Origin of the sequence: Spirosoma oryzae (assembly GCF_003002825.1) — a bacterium.
In the GTDB taxonomy this organism is placed as follows: Bacteria; Bacteroidota; Bacteroidia; order Cytophagales; family Spirosomataceae; genus Spirosoma; species Spirosoma oryzae.
In genome coordinates, this window is sequence record NZ_PVTE01000007.1 from 1 (window position 1) to 17,048 (window position 17,048).

At 53.3% G+C, this 17,048-nt stretch carries 16 protein-coding genes and 1 pseudogene; 10 read left to right on the forward strand and 7 right to left on the reverse strand.

The window, feature by feature from the left end:
• Nucleotides 1–452 precede the first annotated feature (452 nt).
• Both CLV58_RS09425 and CLV58_RS09430 read left to right on the forward strand, forming a co-directional pair.
• Complete coding sequence (locus CLV58_RS09425; RefSeq protein WP_106137554.1) at nt 453–1,829, forward strand: hypothetical protein; 1,377 nt, start codon at nt 453–455, stop codon at nt 1,827–1,829.
• Nucleotides 1,830–1,839: 10 nt separating this feature from the next.
• The gene (locus tag CLV58_RS09430) at nt 1,840–2,394 is read left to right on the forward strand and encodes a T9SS type A sorting domain-containing protein (RefSeq protein WP_106137555.1); all 555 of its coding nucleotides are present in this window, start codon (nt 1,840–1,842) and stop codon (nt 2,392–2,394) included.
• 230 nt (nt 2,395–2,624) lie between these two features.
• Here CLV58_RS09430 and CLV58_RS29120 read toward each other — a convergent pair.
• From CLV58_RS29120 to CLV58_RS09445, 4 genes and pseudogenes are all read right to left on the reverse strand, one after another.
• Nucleotides 2,625–2,846, reverse strand: a pseudogene (locus CLV58_RS29120) (IS5 family transposase); the annotation flags it as partial.
• 34 nt (nt 2,847–2,880) lie between these two features.
• Nucleotides 2,881–3,399: a DDE-type integrase/transposase/recombinase gene (locus tag CLV58_RS09440; RefSeq protein ID WP_106137556.1), complete on the reverse strand. Its 519-nt coding sequence runs from the start codon at nt 3,397–3,399 to the stop codon at nt 2,881–2,883.
• Between the two features lie 96 nt (nt 3,400–3,495).
• Nucleotides 3,496–3,729, reverse strand: a complete 234-nt coding sequence (locus tag CLV58_RS29125) for an IS3 family transposase (protein WP_425443505.1) — start codon at nt 3,727–3,729, stop codon at nt 3,496–3,498.
• Nucleotides 3,730–3,796: 67 nt separating this feature from the next.
• On the reverse strand, nt 3,797–4,069 hold the full coding sequence (locus CLV58_RS09445; RefSeq protein WP_106137557.1) for a transposase: 273 nt from the start codon (nt 4,067–4,069) through the stop codon (nt 3,797–3,799).
• Nucleotide 4,070: 1 nt separating this feature from the next.
• Between CLV58_RS09445 and CLV58_RS28315 the strand changes: the two genes are divergently transcribed.
• The gene (locus CLV58_RS28315) at nt 4,071–4,253 is read left to right on the forward strand and encodes a hypothetical protein (RefSeq protein WP_170108672.1); all 183 of its coding nucleotides are present in this window, start codon (nt 4,071–4,073) and stop codon (nt 4,251–4,253) included.
• Nucleotides 4,254–4,729: 476 nt separating this feature from the next.
• Here CLV58_RS28315 and CLV58_RS09455 read toward each other — a convergent pair whose 3' ends face one another.
• Complete coding sequence (locus CLV58_RS09455) at nt 4,730–5,077, reverse strand: hypothetical protein (protein ID WP_106137558.1); 348 nt, start codon at nt 5,075–5,077, stop codon at nt 4,730–4,732.
• Between the two features lie 62 nt (nt 5,078–5,139).
• On the opposite strand from CLV58_RS09455, the gene CLV58_RS09460 reads away from it, so the two are divergent.
• The 7 genes from CLV58_RS09460 to CLV58_RS09490 all read left to right on the forward strand — a co-directional run bounded on the left by CLV58_RS09460 (nt 5,140) and on the right by CLV58_RS09490 (nt 12,561).
• A complete protein-coding gene (locus CLV58_RS09460; RefSeq protein WP_245882285.1) occupies nt 5,140–5,613 on the forward strand; it encodes an OsmC family protein in 474 nt (157 codons plus the stop codon).
• A gap of 105 nt (nt 5,614–5,718) precedes the next feature.
• Nucleotides 5,719–6,513 (forward strand): thymidylate synthase, encoded by a 795-nt coding sequence (locus tag CLV58_RS09465; protein WP_106137559.1) that lies wholly within the window; start codon nt 5,719–5,721, stop codon nt 6,511–6,513.
• A 100-nt stretch (nt 6,514–6,613) separates the two neighbouring features.
• On the forward strand, nt 6,614–6,994 hold the full coding sequence (locus CLV58_RS09470; protein ID WP_106137560.1) for a response regulator: 381 nt from the start codon (nt 6,614–6,616) through the stop codon (nt 6,992–6,994).
• Between the two features lie 84 nt (nt 6,995–7,078).
• A complete protein-coding gene (locus CLV58_RS09475) occupies nt 7,079–7,840 on the forward strand; it encodes an MBL fold metallo-hydrolase (protein WP_106137561.1) in 762 nt (253 codons plus the stop codon).
• Nucleotides 7,841–7,902: 62 nt separating this feature from the next.
• Nucleotides 7,903–8,943, forward strand: coding sequence for an oxygenase MpaB family protein (locus CLV58_RS09480; protein WP_106137562.1), 1,041 nt, complete (start codon nt 7,903–7,905; stop codon nt 8,941–8,943).
• Between the two features lie 56 nt (nt 8,944–8,999).
• Nucleotides 9,000–10,376, forward strand: a complete 1,377-nt coding sequence (mnmE, locus tag CLV58_RS09485; RefSeq protein ID WP_106137563.1) for a tRNA uridine-5-carboxymethylaminomethyl(34) synthesis GTPase MnmE — start codon at nt 9,000–9,002, stop codon at nt 10,374–10,376.
• Nucleotides 10,377–10,662: 286 nt separating this feature from the next.
• Nucleotides 10,663–12,561, forward strand: coding sequence for a YgiQ family radical SAM protein (locus CLV58_RS09490; protein ID WP_106137564.1), 1,899 nt, complete (start codon nt 10,663–10,665; stop codon nt 12,559–12,561).
• An 82-nt stretch (nt 12,562–12,643) separates the two neighbouring features.
• Here CLV58_RS09490 and CLV58_RS09495 read toward each other — a convergent pair whose 3' ends face one another.
• Both CLV58_RS09495 and CLV58_RS09500 read right to left on the reverse strand, forming a co-directional pair.
• The gene (locus tag CLV58_RS09495; RefSeq protein WP_106137565.1) at nt 12,644–13,777 is read right to left on the reverse strand and encodes an efflux RND transporter periplasmic adaptor subunit; all 1,134 of its coding nucleotides are present in this window, start codon (nt 13,775–13,777) and stop codon (nt 12,644–12,646) included.
• Nucleotides 13,778–13,789: 12 nt separating this feature from the next.
• A complete protein-coding gene (locus CLV58_RS09500; RefSeq protein WP_106137566.1) occupies nt 13,790–17,047 on the reverse strand; it encodes an efflux RND transporter permease subunit in 3,258 nt (1,085 codons plus the stop codon).
• Nucleotide 17,048 lies beyond the last annotated feature (1 nt).

The following is a 17,048-nucleotide window of genomic DNA, read 5'->3' on the forward strand; positions in this document are numbered from 1 at the left end:
TAACGCCTGATGAGGTCGGAAAGGGCAGTGAAAAGAGAACAAATGACCGTCCGATCCTCAATCGCTGAGCGGTCCAGTATTTGGGGGGAGGTCAAGTTTTTTACTCTACTTTTCACTCGCTCACTTTCAGGGGATCAGGACAAATCTACTGGTAATTTTATGCCTTCTGTTAAGTGATGGGGCGCACGTTTGTGAATTATCTAGAACAAACATAAGATTAACTTTCTAGTGGATCGATGAGATGCGTGCGTCTACGGTACGCTGTTGGGCTATGTTTTGTCTCCATAATTCAACAACGCATCATTATAACAGCAACTATTTTTGTAACTAAAAAAACCTCTTTGATGTATAAATATTGCCTTTTACTAAAAATAAAGTATATAATAATCGATTTTTTTAACACTGAATGTTAATATTTTGTAATTATTGTCAAACAAATCCATACAATTATTATGAAAAAGTTAATACTAATCTCGGCAGCATGCGTCGCATGTACATTAACGGTTGCTGTTGCTCAGCAGAATATTGTTGTTACAAATTCCTTCGTACCAACGCCAGGACTTAGGAACACTCTGGTTGGTCCAGGAGCGGGTGCTAATATGACCCAAGGAGGAGGGTATAACGTAGCCATCGGGGATAGTGCGGGAGCAAATAACACCACAGCAACTACTAATGTATATATTGGTGGACACGCAGGCACTGGATCAAAAGGAGCAACGGCCTTGAATAATGTGGCTATTGGTGCTTACGCCGGTTACAGTATAAGCACTGGTTCATTCAATCTCTTCCTTGGTAACTCTGCTGGAGGTAATACGACATCAGGTCAGTACAACACTTTCATCGGGAATGTCGCGGGCGGCAACAACACGATCGGTCGAGCCAACACGTATATAGGTGATGGAGCTGGCTACGCTTCTACTGTAGCTAACAACAACCTGATGATTGGTACGCATGCTGGCTTTAATACTACAACCGGTGGCAGTAATGTAATGATTGGTAACGATGTCGGTACAAACAACACGGTTGGTGCAAAGAACACATTTATTGGCGATCAGGCAGGTAGTACTTCTGGAAATTTGACAAATGCTTCTGCATTCGGAGCCAATGCACTGGTATCTCAGAACAATAGTTTAATTCTAGGCAGCCCTGCTGTTCGAGTAGGTATCGGTAATTCTGCGCCACAGAATAAATTAGAGATCACAGAAGGTACTAGTGGGAATTCAGGGTTACGATTTACCAATCTGACAAGTGCAGCCTCTACAATTGATGAATCAGGTAACAAATTCTTATCGGTAGATGCATCAGGCAACGTAGTACTACGGAATGTTAATTCTAGTTTGTTAAAAGTGAGTTTAGGCCTCGGTTTAGGTCTCGGTACTAATGTAAATACGGATATATGGTCACTTAATAATCAGGTTGTTCAGACCGTATCTGATAACGCAGTTGCTATTGGTACTGGTATTACTTCCTTTCCAGCAGGTTACCGGCTGTACGTAGCAGGAGGTATTCTTTCGGAAAAGGTAAAGGTTGCCATTAAGAGTTCGGGTGATTGGGCAGACTATGTATTCGCAGACACGTACCGGTTGAAAAGCCTACCTGAGTTAGAGCAATTCATCAAACTCAATAAGCATTTACCAGGTATACCTACATCTGACGAAATGGTCACCAAGGGGCTTGATGTAGCCAAAATGAATGCAAAATTGTTGGAAAAAATAGAGGAACTCACTTTATATATGATTAACCAACATAATGTAATTGAGCAGGTTCGTCAAGAAAATAAACGACTGAAGGAAAAATTTTCTACTCTGGAGGCAACCATTAACAGATAACACTACTACGATGAATCGATATATCTTTTTACTCACTATACCTATACTGTTTGAAGGGGAACATCTTTTTGCTCAAGAGTATCCCCATAAGGCTACCTTCACAAAAGCCATCAGTGTAGGAGAACTGGTAGATCAGAAAGTTATTAATAGTATCACCATTAGTCAGACTGTATCAAAGGGTGCTGTAGCACAATATAGCGCAGGAAACTCAATAACCCTACAGCCTGGTTTCACGGCTTATGCTGGGTCTGTATTTGAGGCGACAATCTCTTCAATTAACTCCATTGGTAAGATTCAGGAAGTAACTAACGTACGGATTGATGCTTATCCTAACCCATTTGTTAGCCGGGCTATTATCCGTTATTCTTTACCCATGACTTCATCGGTTAAACATACATTGACTGACGAGCAAGGTAAAATAATTCAACAGCACACTGAAGCTGTCGACCCATCAGAGACCGATCGTCAGGTACAGATCGATGGTTTATATCTAAAAACTGGGGTCTACTTTTACCGAGTTGAGGGGGGAGATAGAAGTCAATCGATTCGCTTAATTAAAAAGTAATAGTCCACATCTCAAACAAGGAAACCCAGGCGATGCGTCTGGGTTTCCTTGTTTGAGATGGTCCAATAAATCGGCACAGTGGACTTGCAACAGTACACTGGAGATTTTTTCAGGTAGCCATCGGAGAGATGTAAAAATAGTACTCTTGTTGGGCCGGGGTCTGGTAATGCAGACATGAATGCCGCCGTCGGCGATTAGAACGTGTTGGTGGATTATATTTTGCAACAGAGCTAGATTCGCTGAAGCATGAGTTGAATGTTAGCCAAATAAAGCCAACTCGCCGAAGATGATACTGTATATTCGTAATCTTTGACGAGTCGACGGAAGAAATTAGTCTAGGCAATCAGCCGTTCAACGACCCACCGCTCGGCAACCGGCACAAATCCCCGGGCGGATTCAGGTCGGGAAGCTTTCTCAAAAGTGATGCCCCAGTTGGCTAGCTCAGCAGCAAACTGGGGAGGTCGGGTATTGGCGGACAGTCTCTTGTTAGCTCTGCGAGATATGTTTAGACTCGAATTGAATAGGATGTAAATTGGAGTGCTTGCGCATCACATTGTAGTAGTTGTCGATGTAGTCGCCGATCGCAGCACGGGCGTCTTCTAAACTCAAAAATACACCCGATTCCATAACTTCGGCTTTAAGTCGTGACCAGAAGGATTCAGCAACAGCATTGTCATAACACTCACCAGCCCGACTCATACTTTGCAAGTCCTGGCCGGCCAGTAGTTTACGAAAGCCTTTGGAAGCGTACTGGCCGCCACGGTCTGAATGCAGGACCAGTCCGTCGGCCGGTTGTCGACCTAGTAACGCCCGCCGTAAAGCCGTAATTACTAACTCATCGCGCATGTGATCAGCCAGCCACCAACCTACTACGCGTCGTGACCACAAATCTATCCACACAGCCAGATACAGCCATTTGCCCGTAGCCAGGGGGATGTAGCGGGGCGGCCCGTGCCGTGATGTCCGAGACCCATACCTGGTTGGGACCAGTAGGGCGGGGACGATCTAACAACAGGTTAGGCGAATAGCCCATCGTGTGGCGGCTATCAGTCGTTCGAGGCACGAAGCTACGCGGTTGAATGGGTCTTAGCTGATGCTCTTTCAGCACCTTACGAAGTCCCGGCTCACAGTCAGCCCCCGATCTTTCATCTCACTGACCAGGCGACGGCTACCATATCGACGCCGGTGTAAGTCAAAGAGGTCTTTGACCTGCTGAGTGTTGTTGGCCTTGGCAGACAGTGCATCACTGCCTGGTAGTGGTGGTGCATTGGTTGGTTTGCGCCAGTCGTAATAACCACTACGGTTAACGCTCAGCGTCTGGCAAAGCACCTGCACAGGATAGTACTGGCTCTGGTCTTGAATGAAGCGATATATAGCCTTTAGGTCGGTTGAGTGAAGATCGTTATGCTTTTTTTAATATGTCGCGCTCCATCTCAGCCCGTTTAAGTTGGGCTTTGAGTCGTTCATTTTCGGCCAGCAGTTCGCCGTTACTCGCCTGTTTTTGTATTTGCTTTTTGTGGGCGTGTTTCCATGTATGGAGCAGTTGGTCGCTCACATTGAGACTTTTAGCGACCTGAGCCACCGATTGCCCTTCATCGAGCATCCGTAGTGCTTCTGCTTTGAAGGCTTTATCGAACTTGCGCTGAGAAGTAGTTGGTTTGTTGGGACTTGCCATAATGAGGGAAGTTACGCAAGAATGCTGTCCGATTCAGCACGACCATACCAAACACCCCATTATTCGACTGATCGCCGAAGAGCTTTTCCAGCCGCGCCCCGCATCGCCACAACATGCTGATTACAAGCGCAACGCCCAAGTTGCCATCAGCCCGATTGGCCGCGTCTACATCAGCGAGCCATAAGCGTCCTTGCGTATCAACGACAAAAGTACGTTTTCGTCCGTTTACCCGCTTGTGCGCATCCAGTCCTCGATATTCACAACTCATAGGTAACAACTTCATAGTACGGAGGGGAATGGTTCCCGGCCTTGTTGCTGACGATCGAGTTGGTTCAAGATTGCATTTATTTGCTCGAAGAGACCAGACCGCTTCCACTGGTCAAAATAGTACGGGGCCGCCCGCGCGGTAGACGGCTTGCCAGGGTAACCAGTCGGGATGGATGTTACGCTATTGACTGCCGGTGCGCAGTAGCTATAAAAAACAGTCGAGAATCTTACGCAAGTCGTGGCTGCGTTTGCGTCTAAGATTGAAAAAAGGCGATATTGCAGCCCATTGGTAGTCGGTCAGTGGTAGTCATTACATTGCATCTTGCCAAGCCGCTTGGCGGTCAATACAAAGTTAACTGCGCTACCAGTACCTTTCAACTCCCCAACACGACATTAGAACAACCCGCGAACGTGGGGGAGGGCAATGGGCTCTTTGTTGAGGATAAGGAAGTAGATTAGCCCGGCAAGGACAAGATAGCTGATCGCCAGCCACTTCTTTTTCTGATCGAACTCGATGGGATGGTGGTAATAGTCGTAGATCATCGACGCCGACAGGCCCATGACCATCAGAAAGAACGCGAACACCCCAAAATCTGTTCGGTACGTGTGAACCGACTGCATAAAGCGCGCGCCCGACAGAATGTAGAGTAGCCAGCAACCGAAACCGGCCCGGTAGAGATAAACACTCAGCCGCCGGTCGTTTTTTAGGTCGAACAGATCATCGCTGAATTTCTCTGACATACCGTGTACCGATTTTTTTAAGTTGGTGAAGCTACAAAGACTCGTACAAAAACACAAATAACATGCTTGATTCACAAATGGTTGCCGAAACCCCTGCCCTTAATAAGATGACTGTCGAACTCGTCCGGGTAGACGATGCTTTCCACTTCGAAGCCTCCGGTTTGTCGGGGGTACCGCAGCACCTCGACGCGGCTACCGACATTGGCGGCCACAATGCCGGTGCCCGGCCCATGGAAATGCTGCTGATGGGACTGGCGGGTTGCTCGGCAATCGACGTGATTCTGATTCTGCAAAAGCAAAAGCAGACCATCGACGATTTCAAACTATCGGTTGATGGCTTTCGGGAGAAAGGCGCGACACCAGCCCCATTTCAGCAGATACACATTACGTACCGGCTTACCGGTGAGCTGAATCCCGACCGCGTAAAGCGGGCGATCGATCTGTCGATGGACAAATACTGCTCGGCGACGGCACAGCTTCGCCCGTCGGCGACGATTACGTACTCGTTTGAGATCAACGGGCAGGCTCATTCGTAAGAACATGTCGGACCCGTTCGGAAAAAGCAGAGGCTATTTTAGCCGTACGGTTGTTTCCCGACTGCCAACTGCCGATTTTTGACCGCCTATAGATCCAACTGATTCATGCAGCAATATCACGACCTGCTCCGGCATATTCTGGCGACCGGTGCAACGAAAACGGACCGTACCGGTACGGGTACCCTTAGCGTATTTGGCTATCAGATGCGTTTTAACCTACAGGACGGCTTTCCGCTGCTGACGACGAAGAAAGTACACACCAAATCGATCATCCACGAATTACTGTGGTTTATCCGGGGTGAAACGAATATCAAATACCTGACCGACAACGGGGTAACGATCTGGAACGAATGGGCCGACGAAAACGGCGATCTGGGTGACGTCTACGGAAAGCAGTGGCGTAGCTGGGCCGCCCCGGATGGTCGGGTCATCGATCAGTTGCAGGACGTACTGAATCAGCTCAAGCACAAACCTGATTCGCGCCGGATGATGGTGTCGGCCTGGAACCCGGCCGACGTGCCGAACATGGCGCTGCCCCCCTGCCACGCGCTGTTTCAGTTCTACGTGGCCGATGGTAAATTGTCGTGTCAACTGTATCAGCGGAGTGCCGATGTGTTTCTGGGCGTTCCGTTCAACATCGCGTCGTACGCATTGCTGACAATGATGGTTGCCCAGGAGTGTGGCTACGAGCCTTGGGAGTTTATCTGGACCGGGGGCGACACGCATCTGTACCTGAACCATCTGGAACAGGTCGAGACGCAACTGTCGCGCGAGTTCCGTCCGCTGCCGACGATGAAACTGAACCCCGCCGTGACGTCGATTTTTGACTTTACCTACGACGATTTTACGCTGGAAAACTACAATCCGCATCCGGCTATAAAAGCCCCTGTGGCCGTATAGAACCGGCGAATCGGTAAAATCAACGAGGTTGTTGCCTTTTTGTGTTTGCCGATTTAATGGCTAATTTCACAACCATAAACTGCACATTCTCCCCGAATCTATGTCAGCCTCCAAGCGTGTTCTGATTGCCGAAGACAGTTCTGTCATTCAGAATCTGGCCCGTAAAATACTTGAGTTTCAGAACTACGACATCACCGCCGTTAAAAACGGGGAGCAGGTGATGCAGATTCTGGAGAAAGAAGAGTTCAGCATCCTGCTGCTCGATATCAACATGCCTATCATGGATGGTATGGAGTGCGTTCGGCGGGTACGGGCCATGCCGGACAAAGAAAAGGCGTCTGTCCCCATTGTCGCCATCACGGGCAACGCCAAAAACTACACCGAAGAAGAGTTCAAGACGGCCGGTTTCAACGACGTACTGGTGAAACCCCTCAACTTCGACCGCCTTGTCGAAGTCGTCAATCAACTAACGGATAAATAATGATTGAGTTGCTGAATGATTGAGTGATTGAATCAGCGTTCGTTACAGTCATTCAATCATTCAGCATTCGCTCATTCACTCATTATGCTCGTCACACTGCTGGGTACGGGGACGTCGTCGGGAGTACCGCAGATCGGTTGTACCTGTGCGGTTTGTCGTTCCGTCGATTTCCGCGACAAACGGCTTCGCTCGTCGATACACATCGCGGTTGATGGGCGCAGCTTCGTTGTTGATACCGGTCCTGACTTCCGACAGCAGGTGTTGCGGATGGATTTGCAACAGCTCGACGCCGTGCTGTACACCCACGAGCATAAAGACCATACGGCCGGGCTTGACGAAGTCCGCGCGTTCAATTTTCGCTCCGGCCGTGATATGCCCGTCTACGGGCGGCCGTCGGTACTGACGCAGCTAACGCAGGAGTTTGCCTACATCTTTGCCGAAAAGAAATACCCCGGTATACCCCGTGTGCAGGTCAATTCCATTCAGAATCAGCCGTTCGACGTACAGGGCATTCGCATCATTCCGATTGAGGTGATGCACCACAAACTCCCCGTCTACGGCTATCGCATCGGCGATTTTACGTACCTGACCGACCTGAATTATATCAGCGAAACGGAGCTGGAAAAGGTGATGGGTACGAAAGTGCTGGTACTCGACGCCCTGCAACGGGAGCCGCATCTGTCGCATTTCACGCTCGATCAGTCGGTGGCGCTGGCCAAACGGATCGGCGCTGAGATGACCTATTTCACGCACATCAGCCATAAGCTGGGGCTACACCGCGAGGTCGAAGCCGAACTGCCCGCCAACATTCGGCTTGGATACGACACGCTCAAAATCAGGCTTTAAAAAGAAGGCCGGATAGGCTTCATCTACCCAAACCTATCGGATAGACGAAGCGTTAGGCAGGTATGAAAGCCTTTCCGTCTGTTCGTATTCAGCCAACCCGTCTATTTTCTGATGCCTTACTGAGTCGGTTTCGGCAACAAGGCGATGCCCCCGCCGATGCAGTTATTGCGTCAGTCATTGCCGAAGGTGGACCCGCTGCGTTACGCACACTCATGCAGTGGCTGGGCAACACACAGTCGTTTTCTCTAACCGATCAACCCGCTGCCGTCAGCCGCTTCTGGACTGAATACGCGCACTTGCCCAACTGGGCTGACACAACGTGCATGGCCCGGGGCATGGCTTTTTTCAAGCGTCATGCCGGTGCTATCGGCCTGATTCTGGGCTGTTACTCACTCCCGTACTGTTATCTGGGGGCCGACGGGGCGCAGGTACTTTGGCTGACGGAACGCATAAAGAACGACACCGCCCGGCGGTTGCAGGAAACCGGGGAATGGGTTTTCGCGGTCAATAACGCCAAAAGCTGGCAGTCGCGCGACGGGGCCGTGCCCGACGCCATCAACCGAACGCTGAAAGTACGGCTGTTGCATGCGGGGGGGCGGTGGTTTGCCGGTCATAGCAGTCGCTGGAACACGGCCTGGGGGACGCCCGTCAATCAGGAAGACATGGCCGGTACGAACCTGGCCTTTTCGTACGTCGTACTGCTGGGCCTGCGTCGGGCGGGCGTGACGGTCACGGAGCAGGAGGAAAGCGATTACCTGCACCACATCAATGTCGTCGGCTGGCTGAACGGGCTGGATCGTCAATTGTTGCCGCAGAATATGCGTGAAGCGTACCGGCTGGGACAGGCCATTGGCAAGCGGCAGTTCGCGCCGTCGGAAGCTGGCACAGGACTGACTAAGTCGCTGCTCGATGCCATTGCCGAAACGGCGGGTCGGGCGTCGGGCCGGGTCGATACGGTTCGGAACCTCGCGGCCGGCGAAATGCGTTTCTTCCTCGGCGATCAGTATGCCGACCTATTGGGTATCCCCAGCGTGCCCCTGGAAAAGCGGCTGGTCGGCGTGTTCAGTCAGCTACCGATCTTCGGTAATTTCCTGCCTTCCTGATTGGTCGGTAGGCAAGATGCTGACTGCCATTACAACTGACAAAGACGACCTGTACCTTGCTTCATTCAGAACCCATTGCTGCGCTGGCTACGGCGCCCGGTATTGGTGCCATCGCTGTCATCCGCGTGTCGGGCGACGACGCGATTGCGATCACTAACCGCTTTTTCCGGGGAAAAGACCTCACACAACAACCCAGTCATACCGCGCATTTTGGTACGCTCCGTAATTCCGACGACACTATCATCGACGAAGTGTTGGCTACCGTGTTTCGGGCTCCCCGTTCGTTTACCAAAGAAGATGTCGTCGAGATTTCCTGCCACGGCTCCGAATTCATCGTTCGCCAGATTTTGCAACGGCTGGTGGCAGAGGGCGTTCGACTGGCCCGGCCCGGTGAGTTTACGCAGCGGGCGTTTCTGAACGGGCAGTTTGATCTGGTGCAGGCTGAAGCTGTGGCGGATCTGATTGCGTCTGACTCGGACGCCAGTCACCGCGCGGCTCTGACCCAACTGCGGGGCGGTTTTTCCAAACAACTAATCGACCTGCGGCAGCAACTGATCGACTTCGTGGCGCTGGTCGAACTGGAACTTGACTTCGGCGAAGAAGACGTGGAGTTTGCGCACCGCGATCAACTGCGGCAACTGATGCTTAGTATTCGGCGGGTGCTGCACCCACTGATCGAGTCGTTTGCGGCCGGTAACGTGATCAAAAACGGGGTGGCTACCGTCATTGTCGGCAAGCCCAACGCGGGTAAGTCGACGTTGCTGAACGCGCTGCTGAATGAAGAGAAAGCCATTGTTTCCGACATCCCCGGCACGACCCGCGACGTGATCGAGGATGAACTGTTTATCGACGGTATCCGCTTTCGGCTTATTGATACGGCCGGCTTACGGTCGGCAACGGATAAGATTGAAGCCATCGGTATCGAACGGACGCAGCAGAAAATGCGGGATGCTGCACTGGTTATCTACCTGTTTGATGCGGCTTTGATCAGCGCTGATGAATGGCAGACCGCATTGACGGAGGTGCGTGAGTCGGGTAAGCCGTATCTATTGGTCGGTAATAAAGTCGACGCGCTGGATGATGCGAAGCAGCGGCAGCTGACAACCATTGCCGATGAGGAAATACACTGGATTTCGGCCGCTCAACAGACAAACCTGGATGCGTTGCGGGCGGCTCTGTCGGACCGGGTGCGTACCGATGCAGCGGTGCAGATCGGCAGCGCCGTCGTGACCAACGTTCGTCACCACGATCACCTGACGGGAACTGACAATGCACTGGCCCGCGCCCTTGCCGGACTGGATGCTGGCGTGACCCCCGACTGGCTGGCGATGGACCTGCGGGTGGCCCTGCAACACCTCGGTGAACTAACCGGTCAGATCACAACCGACGATCTGCTCGACTCCATTTTTAGTAAATTTTGCATCGGAAAATAACGCGTTGCTGGATCACGAGACAGCTGTACGTAGCAGTATCTGGTTATGTAGCGTCAAAAGTACAACTATACGTTACGTGACTGGCCGTACGCTATCGGTCTAGTGAACTCTAGCGTAGCCGACTTCAAACAGGCAAGGGGTAGCATTCACGGAGGTGGGTGCTGCCCCTTGCCCGTTTGTCGCCTGAGCAGAATCTGTTGCGGATTAATCTAGCGGGCTATTGGACTGATGGGGGAATTATTTCCCCGTTTGACTGTTTTACTGACAGTTACTCGTACGCAAACTCATGATTGAACGACCCATTACCGACTGGTTACCGCTGACAAAAGCCGAAGTTGACAAACGCGGCTGGGACGAAGTCGACATTGTGCTGGTTTCCGGCGATGCTTACGTCGATCACCCGGCTTTCGGCACTGCCGTAATCGGTCGTATCATGGAAAGCGAGGGCTTCCGCGTCGCCGTCATTGCCCAGCCGAACTGGAAAGACGACCTGCGGGACTTCAAGAAATTCGGTCGACCCAAGTATTTTTTTGGCGTTACGGCGGGCTGCATGGATTCGATGGTGAACCACTACACGGCTAACAAACGGCTGCGGTCCAACGACTCGTATACGCCGGGTGGTGAAGCCGGTTTCCGACCCGACTACGCGACGACCGTTTACACCAATATTCTGAAACAGCTGTACCCCGACGTCCCTGTACTGATCGGCGGTATTGAAGCGTCGCTTCGCCGGGTGACGCACTATGATTACTGGCAGGACCGGCTGATGCCGTCGATTCTGGTCGATGCGCAGGCGGATATGCTGGTGTACGGTATGGGTGAACAACCCCTGCGCGAAATTCTGAAGCTGGCGTTGAAGGGTGTACCGTTTTCTTCGATGCGGAACGTTAATCAGGTTGCGTTTCTGCACGATACCAATACGGGCGATCTGCGCGACTACAACGACTGGGACACGGTCGAGCTGACGAGTCACGAAGAGTGCCTGACCGACAAGATCAAGTACGCAGCTAACTTCAAGATCGTCGAAGTCGAATCGAATAAATGGCAGGCTAACCGGATCACGCAGCGCGTGGGCGATCAGGTGCTGGTCATCAATCCGCCGTTCAAGACGATGGAAGAAGCCGAAATCGACAAGTCGTTCGATCTGCCGTATACGCGGTTGCCACACCCGAAGTACAAAAAGCGGGGACCGATTCCGGCCTACGAGATGATCAAGTTCTCGGTGAACATGCACCGGGGCTGCTTTGGCGGTTGTAGTTTCTGTACCATCTCCGCGCACCAGGGTAAGTTCATTGCGTCGCGGAGTCAGGAGTCGGTGCTGAAAGAAGTCGATGAGATCACAAAGCACCCGGAATTCAAAGGGTACATTTCTGACTTGGGTGGCCCGTCGGCCAATATGTACAAGATGAAGGGTAAGGATGAATCGATCTGCGCCCGTTGTCAGAGCCCGAGTTGTATCCACCCGGTCATCTGCTCGAACCTCGATACCTCGCACAAGCCGCTGACGGAGATTTACCAGAAAGTCGACGCGAATCCGGCGATCAAGAAAGCGTTCGTTGGCTCAGGCGTTCGATACGATCTGCTGGTCGATGACTTCAACAAAAATAACCAGGACGGCAACCACGACGAGTACATGGAGCAGCTCATCACGCGGCACGTGTCGGGTCGGTTGAAAGTCGCTCCTGAACACACGTCCGACGATACGCTGCGCATTATGCGGAAACCGTCGTTCAAATACTTTAAGTCGTTCAAGAAAAAGTACGACGACATTTCGGACAAGCACAACCTGCGTCAACCGCTGATTCCGTACTTTATCTCGTCGCACCCCGGTTGCGAAGAGCAGGACATGGCGAATCTGGCGGCCGAAACGAAAGACCTGGGTTTTCAGCTCGAACAGGTGCAGGATTTTACGCCGACGCCCATGACCGTCGCCGAGGTGATCTATTATTCGGGGGTTCATCCATACACGCTGAAGCCGGTCAAGACGGCGAAAACGCGCGAAGAAAAGCAGGCGCAGAACCGTTATTTCTTCTGGTATAAACCCGAGTATAAGGACTGGATTCGCAATCGCCTGACCAAACTCAATCGCCCCGACCTACTCGAACGGCTGGTTGGTAGTCAGAAGAAAGCGCAGGGTGGCAGACCGAACTACTCGAAAAACTGGTCCGGGAAAAAGAAGCGGTAAGGAAGCCGCGATTAGCTCGTCTAGCAGACCTAAAAGGTTTCAAAACCTTTTAGGTCTATCAGAAAGCCGCAAGATTAAGCAATCACTGCCCTACCAGCTGGGTATTGATGGCGGTGCCGTCGGCGAGATCGTCGCTGGCCGTTTTTAGAATGATGTCGCCGGCTTTGAGGTTGCCGAATACCTGCGTTTGGCCAACGGCATCATCGCCTTTCTGTACCGTTACGCGCTCAGCTTTGCCGTTCACGATTTTCTGCACGAATGTCCGGTCCATTGTACTGGTGACGGCTGATTTCGGGACGTATAAACTGCCCTTGCCCGACGAACTGACGGGTAGACGCACCGACGCAAACATGCCGGGCTTTAGCTTGCCGCCGGGGTTGGGAAAGTCGATCTCGACCATCTCTGAGCGGGTTTCGGGCCGGACGTTGTTCGACACTCGGCTGATCTTACCGGTAAACGTCTGATTACGAAAACTGCGGACCGAAAACTGCACCGGTGCGCCCGTACGAATATCGCCTAGATACGTTTCCGGTACGGCGATGCGGAGCCGGAGTCGGTCGAGTTGCTTGATTTTCAGAATCGGGATACCGTTCTGACCGCCCGGTCCGACAAAAGCGCCCGGCGACAGCCGACGGTCGGTGATAACGCCCGTAAAGGGGGCGGTGATTTTCAGGTAGCTGACCAGTTGTTGCACCGACCGGTAATGCGCGTTAGCCGCTACGATGCCCAGACTATCGGAGATGGCTTTGGTGCGGGCCGTTTGCAGATCGGCGGGCGAGATGGCCCCCAGCGTACGGCTGGTACGCAACACTCGCTGGAAAATGCCCCGGCTTCCTTCAAACTGCGCTTCGGCAGCTTTCACCTTCGAATAGGCTTCCGTCAGGTTAGCGGTCAGTTCGGGCGCTTCAAGTTCGGCCAATAACTGACCCTTGCGTACCTGATCGCCAATGTCGGCATGCAGCGCCTTGACGTAGCTGCTGACGCGGGGGTACAGGTCGGTTTCGTAATAACTTTCCAGCTCGCCGGGCAGGCTCAGTTCCGTTGTAGGGCGGGAAGCCGTAACCCGAACCGTCTCGTAGCGAATTTCTTCGTTAACTGGCGTCTCGGCCATGTCGTTTTTTTCGGCGGGCGAGCTGCTGCACTGACTGAACAGAAAGCCCAGGCCGGTCAGGAGCAGCGCGGGTAATCCGGTGCGAAGATTGATGGATGCAGGCATAGTGATAGCGAGTTAGTAGGTGAGGGTGGCCGGTTCGGTACGCGTTGGCTGATTACCGTCGTAGGCCGTACTGCCCGGATCGTCGGGGTCGAGGGAGGGCGAATCGAAGGTTGTTTTGCGCTGAACGGCGGCAAATACGACGGGCAGAATCAGCAGCGCGGCTACGGTTGAAAAGAGGAGCCCGCCGATGACAGCCCGGCCCAGTGGAGCCGTTTGTTCGCCCGATTCCCCCAGTCCACTCGCCATTGGAATCATCCCGGCAATCATGGCCAGTGCGGTCATCAGGATGGGGCGGAGACGGGCGGCACCGGCGACCCGTGCCGCCGTCCGGGCATCGCGGTACCGAATGCGCAGCGATTCGGCATTGGTTACCAGCAGCAGCGCGTTGGCCACCGATACGCCCACCGACATGATGATGCCCATGTACGATTGCAGGTTGAGCGTCTGGCCTGTCAGCAGCAAGAGTGTCAGTGAACCCGCCAGCACCGCCGGAATGCTGACCAGCACGACAGACGCTACCTTGAACGACTGATAATTGGCCGCCAGCAGCAGGAAAATCACGACGATGGCCAGCCCTAGCCCGAATTGCAGACTGTTCAGCGTTTCCTGAAGCAACTGGGCCAGGCCACGTAGTTCAACGACCGATCCTTTGGGTGGATCGCCGGCGGCTGCTATGGCGTGCTGTACGTCGCGGGTAGCGGTGCCCAGGTCTTTGTTGTTGATATTGGCCGATACGGTAATGATGCGTCGGGGACCAATCCGGTCGTATTCGCCGGGCACGGTGGTGGGCGTGACGGTCGCAATATCGCCCAGTGTCGGGCGGAGCTGTCCTTTTACCAGCGGTATGGCCTGAATGTCAGCGATGGACTTCATCTGATCCTGCTCCAGCTGAATCTGCACCTGGTAGGCAAACCCTTTCGCCTGATCGAGCCACAGGTTCTTGGCCGTAAAACGGCTCGACGAAGTCGCAGCTACCAGCGACTTGGCAATCTCGTCGGTGCTCAGTCCCAGCTGTGCCGCTCGTTCACGGTCAATCTGAATCGACACCGTCGGATAGCTCAGGGGCTGGTTGATCCGCAGGTCGCGCAGGTAGGGAATCGTTCGCAACTGACCCAGCAGGCGGTTGGCGTAGCGTTGCCCTTCGGTCAGGTCTTTGCCGCCAACCAGAATTTCGATGGGCGTTTGGGCCCCCTGGCTCATAATCTTATCCGTCAGGTCGATTGGTTCGAAGGAAAGCTGTACGTCCGGCATTTTCTGATGCACCCGCCGTCGAATCTGCTCTTTGAGCGCGTCGAGCGATTCGACGTCATAGTCGTCAGACAGATTGACCTGCAGGACGGCTTCGTGCGGGCCGGCGTTGAATACGTACAGCGCGCTGGTCCCGTAACTGGACGGGGTCGTACCGACAAAGGCTGATGAGATGGCCACATGCTGCGCCCCGACAATGGCACCGATCTGTTTGATGACGCGCTTGGTCAACTCTTCGGTCCGCTCGATACGCAGGCCCTGCGGACCCACGATACGAACCTGAAACTGGCGCGCGTGATTTTGCCGGGGCATCATATCCTGCCCGATCTGCGTGAAGCCGATACCAATCAAAAGAGCGCAAATCAGTCCGTATACGCTGATGACCAGTGCCCGGCGGCCCAGTAGTTTGTCGAGCAGGTTGAGATAGCCCAGTTTGAACCGCTCGAAAGCACTTACTGTATCCGGGTGTTTATCTTCGTAGGCTTCCTGTTGCTGTTCGGTCGATGCGCTAAGATCGGGCAGAATGCTTTCCGCGTGGGGCTGGGCGTGCGTATGCGCGTTCATCCACCAGTTGGCTACCACCGGAACGAAGGTTTGTGACAGGAAGTACGACGCAATGATTGAAAAGCCAACCGACAGTGACAGGGGAAGAAACATGCCACGCGGTACGCCACTCATCATAAAAGCCGGGGCAAAAACAGCCAGGATACAGAGCGTGATGAGCAGTAGCGGAAACGACATTTCCTGACAGGCATCCAGAATGGCGCGGGACTTTGCCTTACCCATTTCAAAATGCTGGTGGATGTTTTCGATTACGACCGTCGCCTGATCGACCAGGATACCAATAGCCAGCGCCAGTCCCGACAGGGTCATGATGTTGATGGTCTGACCGGTCAGGTTCAGCAGTAAAATCGCGCTTAGGATCGAGACGGGAATAGTCAGGATAACAATCAACGAACTGCGCCAGTCGCCCAGGAAGAGAAGGACCATCAGTCCCGTCAGGATCGCACCAAGACCACCCTCGACCGCCAGACTGTGCACTGCCTGCGTAACGTAGACCGACTGGTCGAATTCGTAGGTAAGCTGCACGTCGTCGGGCAGCAGCGCCTTCATCTCCGGTAGTTTGGCCTTCAGCGCGCTGACGACACTCATCGTGCTGGCGTCCGCGCCTTTGGTGACGGGGATATAGACCGACCGCTTGCCGTTGACCAGCGCGTAGCCCACGGTAATGTCGGTACCATCTTCCACGGAAGCCACGTCGCGCAGGAAAACGGTCGGGCCGACGCCTTTGCGTAGCGGAATATTCAGGAATTCCGGTACCTTGTCGAGGACCGTGTTGCTGGGCGTCATGACGGTGTAGTCGCCCATCTGTACGCTGCCGGCGGGTGAAATCTGGTTGTTTTTTACAACGGCCTGCACAATGTCGTCGGGCGTCAGCTCGTAGCTGCGCATCCGTTCCGGATTGACTTTGACAACGACGGTACGCTCGTTACCACCGAAGGGTGGGGGAGCCGATGCGCCGGGAATCTGGGAGAACAGGGGCCGGATACGGGTCGAGGCCAGGTCCTGCATTTCCCCCAGCGAAGCCCGTCGGCTACTGAATACCAATTGCCCGACGGGTAAACTCGACGCATCGAAACGCACGACGGTGGGCGGTACGGTACCCGGTGGCAGGTAGTTCATCACCCGGCTGACCTGGTTGGCCACTTCCCCCGACACCTGCGCCATATTGACGTCTTCGTAGAAGGAGCACTTGACCAGGCAAAGTCCCTGAATATTTTTTACTTCCACGGATTTGATACCCGACACGTACAGCAGCTGATTCTGGTAGCGGGTAGCAATGAAGCCTTCCATCTGGGCGGAGGTCATCCCACCGTACGGCTGGGCAATGTAGATCGTGGGTAGGTTGAGCCGGGGGAAAATATCGACCGGAATGTTCAGCAGGGCCAGCACGGCGAAGAGTACGATCCCCGCCAGGGCAACGAGCACGGTAATGGGTTTGGCAAGCGCAGCTTTAATCATG

What these genes read in the sequence shown, in the direction of transcription:
- CLV58_RS09460 (WP_245882285.1), top strand. Translation starts at nt 5,140, where the DNA reads ATGCTTGATTCACAAATGGTTGCCGAAACCCCTGCCCTTAATAAGATG.
- CLV58_RS09445 (WP_106137557.1), bottom strand. Translation starts at nt 4,069, where the DNA reads ATGGCAAGTCCCAACAAACCAACTACTTCTCAGCGCAAGTTCGATAAA.
- CLV58_RS09500 (WP_106137566.1), bottom strand. Translation starts at nt 17,047, where the DNA reads ATGATTAAAGCTGCGCTTGCCAAACCCATTACCGTGCTCGTTGCCCTG.
- CLV58_RS28315 (WP_170108672.1), top strand. Translation starts at nt 4,071, where the DNA reads ATGAGGGAAGTTACGCAAGAATGCTGTCCGATTCAGCACGACCATACC.
- CLV58_RS09480 (WP_106137562.1), top strand. Translation starts at nt 7,903, where the DNA reads ATGAAAGCCTTTCCGTCTGTTCGTATTCAGCCAACCCGTCTATTTTCT.
- CLV58_RS09430 (WP_106137555.1), top strand. Translation starts at nt 1,840, where the DNA reads ATGAATCGATATATCTTTTTACTCACTATACCTATACTGTTTGAAGGG.
- CLV58_RS09465 (WP_106137559.1), top strand. Translation starts at nt 5,719, where the DNA reads ATGCAGCAATATCACGACCTGCTCCGGCATATTCTGGCGACCGGTGCA.
- CLV58_RS09495 (WP_106137565.1), bottom strand. Translation starts at nt 13,777, where the DNA reads ATGCCTGCATCCATCAATCTTCGCACCGGATTACCCGCGCTGCTCCTG.
- CLV58_RS09425 (WP_106137554.1), top strand. Translation starts at nt 453, where the DNA reads ATGAAAAAGTTAATACTAATCTCGGCAGCATGCGTCGCATGTACATTA.
- CLV58_RS09490 (WP_106137564.1), top strand. Translation starts at nt 10,663, where the DNA reads ATGATTGAACGACCCATTACCGACTGGTTACCGCTGACAAAAGCCGAA.
- CLV58_RS09475 (WP_106137561.1), top strand. Translation starts at nt 7,079, where the DNA reads ATGCTCGTCACACTGCTGGGTACGGGGACGTCGTCGGGAGTACCGCAG.
- CLV58_RS09470 (WP_106137560.1), top strand. Translation starts at nt 6,614, where the DNA reads ATGTCAGCCTCCAAGCGTGTTCTGATTGCCGAAGACAGTTCTGTCATT.
- CLV58_RS09455 (WP_106137558.1), bottom strand. Translation starts at nt 5,077, where the DNA reads ATGTCAGAGAAATTCAGCGATGATCTGTTCGACCTAAAAAACGACCGG.